Consider the following 16,511-nt stretch of genomic DNA (forward strand, 5'->3'; position numbering starts at 1 on the left):
GAGGCATGAAACAGTGATGGCCGGGACGAACCCGGCCATCGGCAGATTTCGGAGCTGTCAGCCGGGCGTCACGCAGGCTCGCCGGTCAGGATCAGGCAGACATTCTGCCCGCCGAAGCCGAAGGAGTTCGACATCACGCGCTTCACCTGCGCATCGCGGGCCACGTTGGGCACCACGTCGAGCGGAATGGCGGGATCCGGCAGCTCGTAATTGATGGTCGGCGGGATGCGGCCCTTGGCGATGGTCAGCAGCGAGATCACCGCCTCGATGGCGCCGGCGGCGGTCAGCGTGTGGCCGATCATCGACTTGTTGGAGGAGATCGGGATTCCGGCCAGCCGCTCGCCGAACACGGCGCTCATGCCGGTGAACTCCATACGGTCGTTCTCCGGCGTCGAGGTACCGTGGGCGTTGATGTAGTCGATGTCGTCCGGGCTCACGCCGGCATCGGCCAGCGCCTGCCGCATGCAGCCGATCACCGGCTTGGCGTCCGGCGAGGAGCGGGTGCGGTGGAAGCTGTCGGCCATTTCGCCGACACCCTCGACCACGCCGAGGATCTTCGCTCCGCGCGCCGTGGCGTGCTCGAGGCTTTCCAGCACCAGCGCGCCGGCGCCTTCGGCGATGATGAAGCCGTCGCGGTTCTTGGCGAAGGGGCGCGAGGCCGCCTCGGGAACCTCGTTGTTGGTGGAGAGCGCCGAGAGCAGCGAGAAGCGGATCAGCGCCTCCGCCGTCACCGAGCCGTCGGTGGCGATGGAGAGGGCCGCGTCGCAGTCGCCGCGGCGGATCGCCTCGACGCCGAGCTGGATCGAGGTGTTGCCCGAGGCGCAGGCGGTGGACAGCGAGATCGGCTGGCCGCGCGTGCCGAATCGGTCGGCCAGATGGTCGGCGATGGAGCCGTAGAGGAACCGCTCGTGCCAGGCATCGTGGCCATTGGCCTCGGCGGCACGCAGCAGGTCGTCATAGGACACCGGGCCGTTCGGCGCGGCTTCCTGCGCGAGGATGCGGCGCTGCGGCCATTCCAGCTCGATCGGCGGCACGGCGCAGAACAGCGGGCCGGGGAAGTTGCCCTTGGAGCCGATGCCGGATTCTGCGACCGCCTCCTCCGCCGCCAGCTGCGCCAGTTCCTCGGAGAGGTCCGGCGCGGTGCGCCCGCTCTCCGGCAGGAAGTCGACCGTGCCGGCGATGGTGGTGCGCAGCGTGTCGATCGGGAAGCGGGTGATGCGGTGGATGCCGGAGGTGCCGGCAGTCAGCTTCGCCCAGTTGTCCGCCTTGCCCTGGCCGAGCGAGGTCACCATGCCCATGCCGGTGACGACGACGATCGGCCGGCCGGCCTTGTCGGTATAGGAAGCCATAGTCTGCTCCTCGGAAGCGTATGCTTCCGCGTGGTGGGTCAGTCAGCGCGCTCGACGAGCGCGACGCCTTCTCCACGCCAATGCCCCACTGCGGTGACGATGGCACGGGATATGGTGCCGTCGAAAGGCTTTTCCAGCGGCTCGCCGGCCAGCGGGGCGAAGAGCCGTCCTTCGGAGACGGAGAGCGCCGCAAGCGCCAGCGCCACCGGCATCTGGGCTTCCAGTCCGTGGCCGACGCGGTCGGTCACCGAGCGCACCGGCAGGCCGGAACGGGCGAGCACGGCGGCTTCCGCCTTCGTCGGCTCGGGTGCGCCGGTGGCGGCGGAGAAGATGGCGGTGTCGTCGGTGATTCCGGCTTCCGCGGTCTTCAGCATCTCTTCCAGCGTCGCCTCGACGGCGCCGGTCTCGCTGCGGCGGGCGCGCTCCGACCACACGCCGGAAAGCTTGGCGATGGGCCTGGCGCCGCGCGCCGTGGCGTGTTCCGGCGATTCCAGCACCAGGAAGGCGCCGGCCGAGCCGGTGGCGATGCCCTTGGGATCCGCCAGCACCGGCGCCCAGGGGGCGTGCATGGCGAGGCGCTTGAGCGCGAAGAGCAGCAGCATGTCGCGCCGCTCGGCGTTATAGGCGCCGCCGACCAGGGCGATCTCGCTGGTGCCGGCCGCGATGCGCGACCAGCCGATGCGCACCGCGTCGGTGCCGGAGCTTTCCTCGCCCATGAAGGTACGCGAGGAACCGGTGACGCCGTGGACGATGGAGATATTGCCGGCCAGCAGGTTGGAGAGCTGGGCCAGGAACAGCGTCGGGCGCAGGTTCGACTGGAGCTGCTCGTTCAGGAAGACGTCGGGATTCGCCTGCTTCTCGATCTCGCTGAGAATGGCGCCGTCGACCGATTGGTCGCGTTCGCCGCCGCCCGCCGCAACCACCATATCGGTGGCACCGAGGATTTCCTTGTTGCCCTTCAGGCCCGCCGAATCCAGCGCGAGGCCGGCCGCATAGGTGCCGATGCGCTGCCAGTGCTCCATCTGCCGCTGGTCGCCCCGCTTCGGGATCTGCTGGTCGAAATCGACCTTGGCCAGCGGATGCACGACGTAGGGAACGAAGCTGTTCTCGTCGACCACGGGGCCCGTACCGCCGGCAAGGGCCTGCCAATGGGCTTCCAGACCTTCACCGAGCGAGGAAACGAGCCCGATGCCGGTGATCCAGACGTCGCGACGATTAGACATGCGTAAGCTTTCCTGGCCGCTCGGTCCCGTCGGGCGTGGGCCCGTCTCCCATCGGCATGCAGATGCGCTCGGCAGTCGAGAGCAGGTAGCCGCGGAGTTCCGGGGCAGGGAACGGCATGGTCTTGAGGGTGATGTCGGCGTTGCAGACCAGCTTGCCCTCGACGCGCCCTTCGGCCTTCAGCCGGGCAAAGCCCGAGCCGTCGTGCTCCATGCGTGCGAACACCTCGATGACCTGCCCCGGGGTCACGAAGGTGCGCAGCTTGCCTTTGTCGACCGAGGCGAGGAACGCCATGCGGTCATAGTTGTGGAGGCGCAGAAGCAGCATGCCGCAGCTCTGCGCCATGATCTCGAACAGCAGCACGCCGGGCAGCAGCGGGTGCCCCGGGAAGTGGCCTTCGAAGATCGGGCTTTCGGTCGGGACGGTGTTGGCTGTCCTCAAGGTGCGAGCGTCGAGGTCGAGCTCGATCACCTTGTCGATCATCTGGAAATATTCGAGCCGCATCACCCGTCCCGCTTAAACCCTGCCGAACCGCCCGATCAGGCGGTCTTCGCCGCAATCAGCTCATCGATGCGGGCGCAGAGATTCTTGAGCACGAAATACTGCTCGGTCGTCGCCTTGCCCTCGTTGACTTCCTGCGTCCACTGCTCAAGCGGCAGCTTGATGCCGAAAGCCTTGTCGATGGCGAAGGCGATGTCGAGGAAGTCCAGGCTGTCGATGCCGAGATCGTCGATCGCGTGGCTCTCGGGCGTGATGTTCTCGCGCGGGATGTCGCACGTCTCGGCAATGATGTTGGCAACGGTCTCGAACGTGGTCGACATGAAATGCCTCTAGTCTCGGCGGCCGCGTCCGGCCACGGTTGCATTGGTTCTCCCGCCGCTCCCGCGACGACAGGCCCCCAAACGGATGACGGCCCGTATACCTAAGGGCGAACGGCTATTCAATGGCGGCGGCGCGGCAATCCTCGGCTGTGTGACATCCATGCCGATCGTCCCGTTGAGCGTTGTCATGGCACGGAGGCCGATTCCGGCTTATCGTTCCGTCACTGGTGGAATAGCGGGTTTCGGGGTGGGTGCCATGGTCGCGTTGTCTTCGGCCTTTTCGTGGCTCGGGCGCGGAGTGGCCGCGCCGCTATTGGCAATGGCGCTGGTGGGGCCGGGCCTCGCCCAGAACGCGCCGCCCGCGGTTCCCAAGCCGCCGAAGCCGCCCGCCGCCGCGACCTCATCGCAGCCGGCAAAGCCGGCGGCGCAGGCCGCCCCGGTGCAGGACGCATTGCCCAGGACCTATTCGCGGCAGGATCTGGTCGAGGCCGCCCGGCGGTTGCAGGCGCTGCTCCAGCGTGAGCGCGGACCGCTGCCCAAGCCGGCGGCGCAGATGCGCAAGGACGCCGATGCGGCGCTGGGGAGCGGGGACGCGCGCAGCGCCGCCGAGATCTATGGACGGCTGGCGCAGGCATCGCCGGCCGATTCCGCCGCCTGGATGCGCTTCGCGCGCGCGCTCACCCGCATCAAGCCGAACGATGACGAGAGCGCCGATGCTTTCCTCGAGCGTGCTCAGGCCGCCGCCTTCCTCGCCTATCGCGCGGCGACGACGCGGGTGCAGCAGGCCGAAGCGCTGTTCGCCATCGGCCACCTCTATAATCAGCGCTCGCTCTGGCGCGCCGCGCTCGACACGCTCAGCGCCGGCCTCACCTATGCCAACGTGCCCGACCAGCGCGCCTTCTACGAAAAGCTGCGCGAGGAGCGCGGCTTCCGCATCCTCGACTACAGCGTCGATTCGGATGCCTCCAGCCCGCGCATCTGCGTGCAGTTCTCCGAGCCGCTGGCGACCGGCGGCAAGGATTATTCCGCCTTCGTGACCCTGAGCGGGCCGAACGGGCCGATCGACAAGCCGGCGGTGACGGCAGAGGAGAGCCAGCTCTGCGTCGAGGGGCTGAAGCACGGCGACAGCTATGACGTGAAGCTGCGGCAGGGCCTGCCGTCCTCCATCGCGGCCGAGCCGCTGCGCGAGAGCGCCGACCTCACCATCTATGTGCGCGACCGCAAGCCGGGCGTGCGCTTCACCGGCCGCAACTATGTGCTGCCGCGCACCGGCCCGCGGGGCATTCCGGTGGTGAGCGTCAACACCTCGCGCGTCGGGGTGGAGCTTTATCGCATCGGCGACCGCAGCCTGATTCCCACCGCCCTGGACGGCAGCTTCCGCCGCGATCTCGGCGGCTACGATCTCCAGCAGCTCAAGGACAGCCGGGCCGAGCTGGTCTTCTCCGGCGAGCTGGAGACGGCGTCGCCGCTGAACGAGGACGTCACCACCTCCTTCCCCGTGGACGAGGCGGTCGGCACGCTGGCGCCCGGCGTCTATGTGCTGGCCGCGCGCCCGGGCGGCGAGGCGGCCAACCCGAACGACGAGTGGGGCACCCGCTCGACGCAGTGGTTCGTGGTCTCCGACCTCGGCCTCACCGCCCTGTCGGGCAGCAACGGGCTGACCGTGCTGGTGCGCGCGCTCGGCACGGCGCAGCCGCTGGAGGGCGTGGAGCTTCGCCTGCTCGCCAAGTCCAACGAGTTGCTGGCCACGGCCCGCACGGATGCTTCGGGCGCTGCGGCCTTCGACGCCGGGCTCGTGCGCGGCAAGGACGGCTTCGCGCCGGCCGTCGTCGTGGCGCAGGCGAAGGAGGGCGACTACGCCTTCCTGTCGCTGGAGGATCAGGCCTTCGACCTCACCGATCGCGGGGTCGGCGGACGCGCCGCGCCCGAGAAGATGGATGCCTTCGTCACCACCGAGCGCGGCGTCTACCGTTCCGGCGAGGAGGTGCACGTCACCGCCCTGCTGCGCGATCCGCAGGTGAAGGCGGCCCCCGGCGTGCCGCTGACCCTCGTCTTCAAGCGTCCCGACGGCGTGGAGGAGCGCCGCGTGCTGGCGGAGGACGCGGGCGCGGGCGGGCGCAGCGTGTCCTATGCCCTGATGGGCGACGCCATGACCGGCACCTGGCGCGTCGAGGCCTATGTCGACCCGCGCGGTGCGCCGGTCGGCTCCACCACCTTCCTGCTGGAAGACTATGTGCCGGAGCGTCTGGCGCTGGAGCTTTCCACCACCGCGACCGACATCGCCGCGGCCGCGCCGGCGAGCGTGGCGGCGGACGGGCGCTGGCTGTTCGGTCCGCCCGCCGCCGGCCTCGAAATCGAGGGCGAGATCGAGGTGCGTGTCGCCGATGCCCGCCCGAATCTGGCCGGCTGGCGCTTCGGCCGCCCGGATGACGGCTTTACCCCCGTGCGGCAGCCGCTCGCCGACGCGCCGTCCACCAATGCGCAGGGCAAGGCGAGCCTTTCCGTGGCGCTGCCGGCGCTGCCGCCGACGGCGCGGCCTCTGGAGGCGGAAATCTTCGTCTCGCTGAACGAGGGTGGCGGGCGCGCCGTGCGTCGTTCGCTGGTGCTGCCGGTGCGCGCGGTCGGCAACGGCATCGGCGTGAAGCCGCTCTTCGACGGCGCGGGTCCGGGGGAGGGCTCCAATGCCGGCTTCGAGGTGCAGGCGTTCGATGCCGCCGGCAAGCCCGTCGCGCTCAAGGGCGCGCAATGGGCGCTCTACCGTATCGAGACGCGCTACCAGTGGTACCGGCTCGACGGCAACTGGGATTTCGAGCCGGTCGAATCGATCGCCAAGGTGGCGGACGGCACGCTGGAACTCGGCGAGGGCGCTCCGGCGCGGCTGGAGGTGCCGGTCAACTGGGGGCGTTACCGGCTGGAGGTGAGCGACGGCAGGCTCGCCACGGCCGTGCCCTTCGAGGCCGGCTGGGGCGGCGGCGCGACCGCCGACGCGCCGGACCGGCTGGAGGTCGGCCTCGACAAGGCGCAATACGCGGACGGCGAGGCGCTGAAGGTAAACCTCACCAGCCGCCATGCCGGCTCCGCCACCGTGCTCATTGTCGGCGACGGCGTGCTGGCGTCGAAGACGCTCGACGTGCCGGCCGGCGACAGCTCGGTGGAGTTCGACGTGAAATCCGGCTGGGCGCCGGGTGCCTACGCGCTCGCCTTCCTGCACCGGCCTCTGGACGTGGCCGGCGGCCGCAATCCGGGGCGCGCCATCGGCCTTGCCTGGTTCGGCGTCGACCGGGCCCAGCGCGTGCTCGACGTGAAGCTGGAAGCGCCGGCGCTGGTACGGCCGGAAACCACGGTCTCCGTGCCGGTCCAGGTGTCCGGCGGTGGGCAGGGTGAAGCCTATGTGACGCTCGCCCTCGTCGATGTCGGGATTCTCAACCTCACCGGCTTCAAGACGCCGGACCCGGACGGCTTCTATCTCGGCCAGCGCGCGCTCGGCACTGAGGTGCGCGATTTCTATGGCCAGCTCATCGACGGCATGCTGGGCAGCCGTGGCCGCCTGCGTTCCGGCGGCGATGCCATGGAGGGCGGCCTGCAGGCCGAACCGCCCACCCAGCCGCCGCTCGCGCTGTTCTCCGGCATCGTCAAGCTCGACGGCGCGGGGCGGGGAAGCATCGACTTCACCATACCGCCCTTCGACGGCACGGGCCGGCTGATGGCGGTGGCCTGGTCCGGCGCGGCGGTGGGGCATGCGCAGGCCGATGTCACCATTCGCGATCCGGTGGTGATCACCGCCACCCTGCCGCGCTTCCTCGCGTCCGGCGACCGCTCGACGCTCAACCTCGCCATCACCAATGTAGACGGCGAGGCGGGCGACTATGCGCTCGATCTGGTGACGGAAGGGCCGGTCTCCATCGCCTCGGCGCCGAAGACCGTGCCGCTCGCCAAGGACGGGCGGCAGGCCTTCGGCGTGCAGCTCGACGGCAAGGGCATCGGCGAGGCCAAGGTTTCCGTCCGGCTTTCCGGTCCCGGCGGACTCAGCATCGTGCGCGACTACCGGCTGAATGTGCGGCCGGCCTATCCGGCGATCTCCCGCCGCAGCGTGCAGACGCTGGAGCCCGGCGCCAGCCTGTCACTCAGCCGCGACCTCGTGGCCGATCTCGTGCCGGGTCGGGGCGGCGTGACCGTCTATGCCGGGCCGGATCCGGCGCTCGACGTGCCGGCGCTGTTCGGCGCTCTCGACCGCTATCCCTTCGCCTGCTCCGAGCAGCTCACCAGCCGGGCCATGCCGCTGCTCTACCTCAGCGACTTCGGCACGCCCTCGCGCTTCCGGCTGACGCAGGAGCCGGCCGAGACGGTGAAGAACGCCATCGCGCGGCTCGTCGCGCGGCAGGGGTCGGACGGCTCCTTCGGCCTGTGGGAGGCGGGGGGCAACGATGTCTGGCTCGACGCCTATGTGACGGACTTCCTCACCCGCGCCCGCGAGCGCGGCTACGAGGTGCCGGAGCAGCCCTTCTCCATGGCGCTCGACCGGCTGCGCAACACGCTTTCCTATGCGACCGACGGCGCCACCGACGACGGTACCGCCTATGCGATCTATGTGCTGGCGCGCAACGGCCGGGCGCCGCTCGGCGACCTGCGCTATGTCGCCGACGCCAAGCTCGACGAGGTGAAGAGCCCGATGGCGCGCGGCCAGCTTGCCGCCGCGCTCGCCATGCTGGGCGACAGGGGGCGGGCCGAGCGGGTGTTCGGCGCCGCGCTGGAACTGCTGCCCGACGCGCCGGAAACGGTCGCGACCGGGCGGCCGGACTTCGGCTCCATCCTGCGCGATGCGGCGGGCGTGGCGACGCTCGCCTCGGAAGCCGGCTTCACCGGCACGGCGCGCACCGCCCGGACGCGGGTCGCGGCCGCCTTCGTCGATGCCGGTCCGACCTCGACGCAGGAGGATGCATGGCTACTGCTCGCCGCCCGTGCGGCGCGCGAGGGGCGGGGGATCGCGGTCGATGTCGATGGCGTGGCGCATTCGGGCATCTATGAGCGTGCGCTCACGCCGGATGAGCTGGCGACGCCCGTCGTGCTGACCAATCGCGGCACGGCGCCGCTCGACGTGGCGGTGTCCATCGACGGGCCGCCCAGCACGCCGGAGCCGGCCTCGGCCGAGGGCTTCGCGCTCACGCGCAGCTACTACACGCTCGACGGGACGCCGACCGACCCGGCCAAGGTGGCGCAGAATCAGCGCCTCGTCGTGGTGCTGGAGGCGCAGGAGGACGATGCCGGGCCGAGCCATGTGCTGCTGGTCGATCATCTTCCGGCCGGTTTCGAGATCGACAACCCGAATCTCGCCGTCGGCGCGGATACGGGCGCGCTGGCCTGGCTCGGCGACACGACGCAGCCGGCGCATGCTGAGTTCCGCGACGCCTTCTTCGCCGCCGCCTTCGACCGCACGCAGGGCTCGGAGGAGCCGGAACTGCTGCGCGTCGCCTATATCGTGCGCGCGGTCTCGCCCGGCAGCTACGCGCACCCTCCGGCGATGGTCGAGGACATGTACCGGCCGGGCCGCTTTGCCCGCACCGAGGCGGGGCGCACCGAAGTGACGGGTCCGGCGAGGTGAGGGGTGGACGATGAGACGCACGCTGGCGCGGAGTGGCGGGATCGCGCTTCTCGGCGCCATGCTGGTGGCGGGCGGGGGCTATGCCTGGCTCGTCGGCGTGCGCGCGGCCGCTCCCCCGCCGCCGGAGCCGGCGCTGTCGGTCGAGGTGCTGGATCGCGAGGGACGGCTGCTGCGCCCCTTCGCGCTTGCGGACGGGCGCTGGCGGCTGAAGGCGCAGGCCGGCGAGGTCGACCGGCGCTTTCTCGACATGCTGGTCGCCTATGAGGACAAGCGGTTCTGGCAGCATGGCGGCGTCGATCCGGTGGCGCTCCTGCGTGCCGCCGGGCAGATGGCGCTGCATGGGCGCATCGTCTCCGGCGGCTCGACGCTGACCATGCAGGTCGCCCGCCTGCTGGAGCCGCGCGAGGGCCGTGGCCTCGCCGCCAAGCTCGGCGCGAAGCTGCGTGAGATGCGCCGGGCGATCCAGCTGGAGGCGCGGCTGACCAAGCGCGAGATCCTCGGGCTCTACCTCACGCTGGCGCCCTATGGCGGCAATATCGAGGGCGCGCGCGCGGCGAGCCTCGCCTATTTCGGCAAGGAGCCCCGCCGGTTGACGCTGGCCGAGGCCGCGCTGCTGGTGGCCCTGCCGCAGGCGCCGGAATCGCGCCGGCCGGACCGTCATCCCGAGCGCGCCGGCCGGGCGCGCGAGGCGGTTCTGGCCCGGCTCGGCGCGACGGGCCTCTTCAATGCGCCGGAAGCTGAGTTCGCGGCGCGCGTGCCGGTTCCCGCGCGTCGGCTCGCCATGCCGATGCTCGCCGCCCACGCGGCCGAGGCGGCACGGCGCGAGCGGCCGTCGGTGCCGGTGCACCGGCTTGCCATCGAGGCATCGGCGCAGATGCGGCTGGAGGAACTGGCCGCCGAGCGGGTGCGCGAGCTTGGCGCGGGCGTCTCTTTGGCCATGGTGATGGTCGACAACGCCACCGGCGATGTTCTCGCGCGGGTGAGCGGCGCCGATCCGCTCGACGCGAGCCGGGCCGGGGCGGTGGACCTGACGCGCGCCGTGCGCTCTCCCGGCTCGACGCTGAAGCCTTTCATCTACGGCCTCGCCTTCGAGGACGGCATCGCCCATCCCGAGACGCTGATCGAGGACCGGCCGGCGCGCTTCGGCGCCTACCGTCCGCGCAATTTCGACCGCGATTATCAGGGCACGGTCTCGGTCAAGCAGGCGCTGCAATTGTCGCTGAACGTGCCGGCGGTGGTGCTGCTGCAGGCGGTCGGCCCGCAGCGGCTCGCCAGCCGTCTCGGACAGGCCGGCTTCGCGCTGAAGCTGCCGCCCGGCGAGATACCGGGGCTGGCGGTGGGGCTGGGGGGCGTGGGAATCAGCCTTGACGCGCTGGCGGGGCTTTACGCCGGCATCGCCAATGGCGGCGAGGCGCATCGCCTGCGCGAGCGGGTGGACAGCGCGGTGACGGATGGAGAGGAGGCGCGGCGTCTGATGAGCCCGGTCGCGGCCTGGTATCTGGCGCAGGCGCTGGTCGGCACGCCGGCGCCGCGTAACGAGCGGGCCGGGCGCATCGCCTTCAAGACCGGGACGTCCTTCGGCTATCGCGACGCCTGGGCGGTGGGCTTCGACGGGCGACGCACGATCGCGGTGTGGGTGGGCCGTCCGGACGGCCAGCCGGTTCCGGGGATGATCGGCCGCGAGGCGGCGGCGCCGATCCTGTTCGAGGCGTTCGCGCGGCTGGTGACGCGGCCGGCGCCCTTCGGCCCGGCACCGCGCGAGGCGCTGAACACGCGCAACATCGACCTGCCCCCGCCGCTCCGGCGTTTCGGCCGGATGGCAGGTCAGGTCGGGATGGGAGACGGGCCTCGGATCGCTTTTCCGCCCGATGGGGCGAGCGTGGAGCGCGACGCGGACGCGCCGCTAGCGCTCAAGGTGAGCGGCGGCACGGGCCGGCTCACGGTCTTCGTCGACGGTGTTCCGTCCGGCACGCCTGCCAGGGCTGCCACGTTCTTCTGGCAGCCGGCGGGCACGGGGTTCGTTCGCCTGACGGTCATGGATGCCGCGGGAGCGTCCGACAGCATCACCTTGCGTATTCGCGAGCCGGCAGGCCTTGCGGGCACGCCGGCAGGGCAGCTCAGCGGCCGTTGACGGCGACGCGGGCAATGTCCTGACGGGTCAGGCCGCGCGTGGCGAGAGCCGCGTCCGACAGGCGGGACAGGGCCTCATAGCGCTGGGCGATGCGACGGCCTTCGCCAACGGCTTCGAAGAAAGCGGCAACGCCTTCGACAACGCGCGAGAAGAAGTCCGGCGAGGTATGACGGCTAAGAGTAACAGTGCTCATTTGAGCCTCCAGGGTATTCTGTATGCCAGGAATATAGAGACTCTTTCGCACTGCAAAAGGCTGAATGCTGCATGACAGCACTGACATCAGCGCATGGATCGAGGCGGGCTCGATCTGATGCAGGGCCGCATTCTGCACCATAAGAAGGCAGAATGGGCGTTGAGAAGTGTTATAAGACCATTAACAGACAAGGTGACGTTGGGGTCTGCAAGGATTGGTTGTGGATGAGCTATGCGCTGATATGGGTGCTGGCGACATCTCTTCCGGGCACATGGAGATGCGGGGCACCGGCCACCCGACAATCCCGACGGGGTTCCCGGAAAGCTGGCGCGATGGGCGCCTTCGTCTCGCGGCGAGGTGCAGGCGGGAAGGGAAATCCGTCCGATGTTCCGAGCGTCGGTCGGTTCGGATCGCGTGGATTTTCGAGATGGCTGGGGGACCAGGATTCGAACCTGGACTAACGGAGTCAGAGTCCGCAGTTCTACCGTTAAACTATCCCCCACCAGACACCTTGGTAACGCGAGCGCATGCGGCTCGGTTCGGCGGCCGGCGGCCGGGTTGCAGACCCGGCGGCGAACGCGGGGGATATAGCGTCTCATTCGGGCGCGGTCTACCCCCCGGTCCCGCTCATGTGGATATTCCGCCGCAAGGCCCTTTCCCGCCCTGTCGGGCTTTGGGGAGCTCTGCTTGCCGTCATTATCTGACAATCGGGCGACTTTTCCGTAAGGCGGCGTCAATAACGGCTCTGTGCGCGCTGCTTGCCGTGGAATGATGGGGCCATGCCGCCTTCCGACGATTGTCTTTCTCGCGCGGGTGGGGCTGTATCTGCCGGGGATTGCCCGGCGCTGCCGTCGATCCCGTCTGCGCGCCGCGACCGGTGCGCGTCATTCTGGGATTCGCCGGAGGTAGAAAATGTCCCTTGCCACCAAGCTTGCCGCGCCGCTCGCGCTGCTCACGCCCTTCATGATCGTCGGCGGGGCGGGCGCGCAGACGGCGCCGGCCGGGCAGGCGGGGAGCACCGCCCCGGTCCGCACCGAAACGGTCGTCTACGACAACTGGGTCGTCACCTGCCGCGACCGGCTCGAAAAGGGCAGCAAGAAGACCTGCTCGGCGAGCATGCAGATCAAGGACAGCAAGTCCAACAACATCGTGCTGGTCTGGCAGGTCGGCCGCAATCCCGCGGGTGAGCCGACCCACGTCATCCGTACGCCGCTCGGCGTGCGCCTGAAGGACGGCGTGCAGGTCGCGCTTGGCGGCGGCAAGCCCCGCAAGCTCGATTACGCCTCCTGCTCGCAGCAGGGCTGCGAGGCGATCGCCCCCTTCGAGGATGGTCTGTCCAAGGAGCTGGCCGGCGCGAAGGAAGCGGTGGTGAGCTTCACCCTGGCCAACGGTCAGGCGATCAATGTGACGGTGCCGCTCAACGGCGTCGACAAGGCGCTGCCGGCCCTGAAGGGCTGATCCGGGCCGTTCCTCGGCAGGGCGGGGCGCGACGGCAGCCCCGCCTTCGGTGCGCGGCAGGCATGAAGCCGATTGCGCCCGCGCTCGCGAATGTTACATTTCACGTGAGATGTTGAACAATTCGATCCTGATCGCCGCTTTCGGTGGTCGGGGCGGCGGCTTCGGCCGAGGAATCTATAATGGTCGACGAGACCCGGATCTGGGCCGGCGAGCGGGTGACCGAAAGGTCCGCCCGCGAGGATAGGCCGCATGCGCGCGTGCGCCATCGCCACTGGCGCGGCCGGCGCGGAAACGGTGGCACGCGGCCGGAGGAGGCGGCGGCCGACGGTTCCGGCCAGCAGCGTCCGCGCGGCAGCGATCCCTGCTACGCAGCGCTCGATCTCGGCACCAATAATTGCCGCCTGCTGATCGCGCGGCCGACCGGCAACAGCTTTCGGGTCGTGGACGCCTTCTCGCGCATCGTGCGCCTCGGCGAGGGACTCATCTGTTCGGGAAAGCTCGGCGACGCGGCGATGGACCGTGCGGTCGATGCGCTCAAGGTCTGTGCCAGCAAGATCGGTGCGCGCAACATCGCCGACAGCCGCCTGATCGCCACCGAGGCCTGCCGCTCCGCCGTGAACGGCGAGGATTTCATCCGCCGGGTGGAGCGCGAAACCGGCCTGGCGCTGGAGATCGTCGACCGTGAGACGGAGGCGCGCCTGGCCGCCTCCGGCTGCACGCCGCTGGTCGATCCCTCTTCGGACGGCGCGGTGCTGTTCGACATCGGTGGCGGCTCGACCGAGGTCGTCTGGCTCGACCGGGTGGAGACGCGCGACGGCGGCCCGCCGGCGGCGGTGATCCGCGCCTGGGTGTCGGTGCCGCTCGGCGTCGTGACGGTGGCGGAGCGCCATGGCGGCGTGAAGGTGACGCGCGACGATTTCGAGGCCATGGTCAACGAGTTCAGCCCGCATCTGGCGGGCTTCGTGAAGGCGGTGGGCCCGCATAATTGCGGCCGGCTGCACCTGCTCGGCACCTCGGGCACGGTGACGACCATCGCCGGCGTCCATCTCGACCTGCCGCGCTACGACCGTTCGCAGGTCGATGGTACATGGCTCGGCGCCGAGCAGGTCCGAATCGTGGTCGACCGGCTGCTCGCCATGCCGTTCGCCGAACGGGCGGCCAATCCCTGCATCGGTGTGGAGCGTGCCGATCTGGTGCTGGCCGGCTGTGCGATTCTCGAAGCGGTGCGCCGCGCCTTCCCGTGCGATCGGTTGCGGGTGGCGGACCGTGGTTTGCGTGAGGGGATCCTGGTGGAATTGATGCGTGCCGACGGTGTCTGGCGTCACAGGGCCGGAGCGCCGACGTGATCGACAAGCCCCAGCCCCGCAAGGGGGGTGAGGCCCGGCCGCTCAAGGTCCGGCTCAAGAAAGCCCGCTCGCTCAGCTCCTCCTCGCAGAAATGGCTCCAGCGCCAGCTCAACGATCCCTATGTCGCGCGCGCCAAGCGTGAGGGCTGGCGTTCGCGCGCGGCCTTCAAGCTCATCGAGATCGACGAGAAGGCGAAGATCCTGAAGCCCGGCCTGCGGGTGGTGGACCTCGGCGCCGCGCCGGGCGGCTGGAGCCAGGTGGCGGCGCAGAAGGTGAAGGTCGAGGACGGGCGCGGCAAGATCGTCGCCATCGACCTCCTCGAGATCGACCCCATCGCGGGTGTCGATTTCGCGCAGATGGATTTCCTCAAGGACGACGCGCCGGAAAAGCTGATGGCGATGCTCGGCGGCGAGGCGGATCTCGTCATGTCCGACATGGCGGCCAACACGACCGGCCACAAGGCGACGGACCATCTGCGCATCGTCGGCCTCGTGGAACTGGCGATCGATTTCGCGCGGCAGGTGCTGGCGCCGGGCGGCGCCTTTATCGCCAAGGTGTTTCAGGGCGGCACGGAGAGCACGCTGCTCGCCGATCTCAAGCGCGACTTCGCCACCGTGCGCCACATCAAGCCGCAGGCGAGCCGGGCCGATTCCGCCGAGCTCTATGTGGTGGCGACCGGCTTCCGCGGGCGGCGGCGCGAGGCTGCGCCCGAGACTGACGAGTCCTAGGCGGCGCTGCCCATTTCGTTCGGCGTCTCGGCCGGAGCCGCGGGCTTGGTGCGCCGCTGCGCGAGTTCCGCGCCGGCGTCGGCGGGCAGGCGCACGAAGAAGAACACCGAGCACACCGCGATCAGCGACACGACGATGAAGGCGACGCTGAAATCGTCGAGATGCAGCGTGCCGTCGCCGCGCCAGCTGCGCATGCCGTCGAGCACCAGCGCGGCCACGGCGACGCCGGTCGAAATCGACACCTGCTGCGCCACGCTGGCGAAGCTGGTGGCGCGGCTCATCGCCTCGTTGGACACGTCGGCATAGGACAGCGCATTGGTGCTGGTGAACTGCAGCGAGCGGAAGAAGCCGCCGAGCAGCAGCGCGCCCACGAGCACCAGATAGGGCATGTCCGGCCGGAACAGCGCGCCGATGGCGATGAAGCCGGAGGCGATCACGCAGTTCACCACCAGCACGCGGCGGAAGCCGAAGGTGCGGATGATCGGCGCCGCCGTGAACTTCATCGTCATCGCCCCGGCGGCGGAAGCGAAGGTGATCATCCCCGAGGCGAAGGGCGTCAGGCCGAATCCCAGTTGCAGCATCAGCGGCAGCAGGAAGGGCAGGGCGCCGATGCCGATGCGGAACAGCGAGGCGCCGATGACGCCGGCGAAGAAGGTCGGGATTTTGAGCAGGTCGAGATCGAGGATCGCCCGCTCCGTATGCCGCGCATGGCGGACATAGAAGCCCATCGCCACGGCCCCGGCCGCGATGACCGCCAGGGCGATGGAGGGCGCCACCGCGTGCTGGCCGAGCAGCGCGAAGCCGAAGACGAGGCCGGACAGGCCGATGCCCGAGAGCCCCATGCCGCGCATGTCGAACGGCGGCACGTCCTCCTCGCGTATGTCCGGAATGAAGCGAGTCGCCAGCACGACCCCGATGAAGCCGATCGGGATGTTGATGAAGAAGATGTAGCGCCAGTCGAAATAGGTGGTGATGAAGCCGCCGAGCGGCGGGCCGAGGACGGGGCCCATCAGCGCCGGGATGGTCAGCCAGGCGAGGGCCGAGACGATCTCCTCCTTCGGCACGGTGCGCAGGATCACCAGCCGCCCGACCGGCACCATCATCGCCCCTCCCATGCCCTGCAGGATGCGGAAGGCGACGAAGTCCGGCAGCGAATGCGCGAGCCCGCAGAGCAGGGAGCCGGCGGTGAAGATGACGATGGCGGCCCGGAACACGGTCCGCGAGCCGAATCGGTCGGCGAACCAGCCGCTTGCCGGGATGAACACGGCGAGGCTGAGCAGATAGGAGGTCAGCGCCAGCTTGAGCGAGATCGGGTCCTCCTGCAGGTCGGCGGCGATGGCCGGCAGCGAGGTCGCGATGACGGTCGAATCGAGCTGTTCCATGAACAGCGCGCAGGCGACGATGAGCGGGACGAGGCGTTCGGCGCGCACGGATCCATCCGTAGGGGCGGCAGGGGACGATTTCACATGACGGTCGGCCTATAACGCCGATGCGCCCGACCGGGGAACCAATTCGCACGCACATATGCGTCATCACCTTCAGGTGACGCAGCGGCGCCGCGGGCGCGCAGCCGCATTGCGCGGAACACAGAGATAGATGCCTAGGAAAGCGTGTCGGCCCATGGTATGAGCCCTCGCCAACTCGAAGGCGGCGGCGTTCAGCAAC

Annotated in this window: 11 protein-coding genes and 1 tRNA gene; 5 read left to right on the forward strand and 7 right to left on the reverse strand. The window is 69.7% G+C overall.

Going from position 1 to position 16,511, the window contains the following annotated elements; genetic code table 11:
• Window positions 1-68: 68 nt before the first annotated feature.
• Genes STARVERO_RS05160 through STARVERO_RS05175 form a run of 4 tightly spaced genes read right to left on the reverse strand, consistent with a single transcriptional unit; the run spans window position 69 to window position 3,391 of the window.
• On the reverse strand, window positions 69-1,349 hold the full coding sequence (locus STARVERO_RS05160) for a beta-ketoacyl-ACP synthase (protein WP_144342543.1): 1,281 nt from the start codon (window positions 1,347-1,349) through the stop codon (window positions 69-71).
• Between the two features lie 38 nt (window positions 1,350-1,387).
• Entirely contained in the window at window positions 1,388-2,572 is a 1,185-nt protein-coding gene (locus tag STARVERO_RS05165) for a beta-ketoacyl-ACP synthase (protein ID WP_159598118.1), read from the reverse strand.
• On the reverse strand, window positions 2,565-3,074 hold the full coding sequence (locus STARVERO_RS05170) for a 3-hydroxyacyl-ACP dehydratase FabZ family protein (protein ID WP_144342545.1): 510 nt from the start codon (window positions 3,072-3,074) through the stop codon (window positions 2,565-2,567). The genes STARVERO_RS05165 and STARVERO_RS05170 overlap by 8 nt, the downstream gene beginning before the upstream one ends.
• A 35-nt stretch (window positions 3,075-3,109) precedes the next feature.
• A complete protein-coding gene (locus STARVERO_RS05175) occupies window positions 3,110-3,391 on the reverse strand; it encodes an acyl carrier protein (RefSeq protein WP_013165771.1) in 282 nt (93 codons plus the stop codon).
• Window positions 3,392-3,647: 256 nt separating this feature from the next.
• Here STARVERO_RS05175 and STARVERO_RS05180 point away from each other — a divergent pair, with 256 nt between their 5' ends.
• On the forward strand, window positions 3,648-8,990 hold the full coding sequence (locus tag STARVERO_RS05180) for an alpha-2-macroglobulin family protein (RefSeq protein WP_159598119.1): 5,343 nt from the start codon (window positions 3,648-3,650) through the stop codon (window positions 8,988-8,990).
• Between the two features lie 10 nt (window positions 8,991-9,000).
• On the forward strand, window positions 9,001-11,121 hold the full coding sequence (gene pbpC, locus STARVERO_RS05185) for a penicillin-binding protein 1C (RefSeq protein ID WP_244616597.1): 2,121 nt from the start codon (window positions 9,001-9,003) through the stop codon (window positions 11,119-11,121).
• On the opposite strand, the gene STARVERO_RS05190 is transcribed toward pbpC, so the two are convergent.
• Window positions 11,108-11,314: a DUF1127 domain-containing protein gene (locus STARVERO_RS05190; protein ID WP_144342829.1), complete on the reverse strand. Its 207-nt coding sequence runs from the start codon at window positions 11,312-11,314 to the stop codon at window positions 11,108-11,110. The two genes, pbpC and STARVERO_RS05190, sit on opposite strands and share 14 nt — an antisense overlap.
• A 428-nt stretch (window positions 11,315-11,742) precedes the next feature.
• Window positions 11,743-11,816, reverse strand: a tRNA-Gln gene (locus STARVERO_RS05195).
• Between the two features lie 410 nt (window positions 11,817-12,226).
• On the opposite strand from STARVERO_RS05195, the gene STARVERO_RS05200 reads away from it, so the two are divergent.
• The 3 genes from STARVERO_RS05200 to STARVERO_RS05210 all read left to right on the forward strand — a co-directional run bounded on the left by STARVERO_RS05200 (window position 12,227) and on the right by STARVERO_RS05210 (window position 14,846).
• On the forward strand, window positions 12,227-12,772 hold the full coding sequence (locus STARVERO_RS05200) for an invasion associated locus B family protein (protein ID WP_159598120.1): 546 nt from the start codon (window positions 12,227-12,229) through the stop codon (window positions 12,770-12,772).
• Between the two features lie 179 nt (window positions 12,773-12,951).
• Window positions 12,952-14,118 (forward strand): Ppx/GppA phosphatase family protein, encoded by a 1,167-nt coding sequence (locus tag STARVERO_RS05205; protein WP_144342548.1) that lies wholly within the window; start codon window positions 12,952-12,954, stop codon window positions 14,116-14,118.
• Window positions 14,115-14,846 carry an RlmE family RNA methyltransferase gene (locus STARVERO_RS05210; RefSeq protein ID WP_159598121.1) on the forward strand — a complete coding sequence of 244 codons (732 nt, stop codon included), beginning with the start codon at window positions 14,115-14,117 and terminating at the stop codon, window positions 14,844-14,846. The genes STARVERO_RS05205 and STARVERO_RS05210 overlap by 4 nt, the downstream gene beginning before the upstream one ends.
• Here STARVERO_RS05210 and STARVERO_RS05215 read toward each other — a convergent pair.
• Window positions 14,843-16,276: an MFS transporter gene (locus STARVERO_RS05215; protein ID WP_159598122.1), complete on the reverse strand. Its 1,434-nt coding sequence runs from the start codon at window positions 16,274-16,276 to the stop codon at window positions 14,843-14,845. The two genes, STARVERO_RS05210 and STARVERO_RS05215, sit on opposite strands and share 4 nt — an antisense overlap.
• Window positions 16,277-16,511 lie beyond the last annotated feature (235 nt).

The organism is Starkeya nomas (assembly GCF_902703545.1).
GTDB lineage: Bacteria > Pseudomonadota > Alphaproteobacteria > Rhizobiales > Xanthobacteraceae > Ancylobacter > Ancylobacter moscoviensis.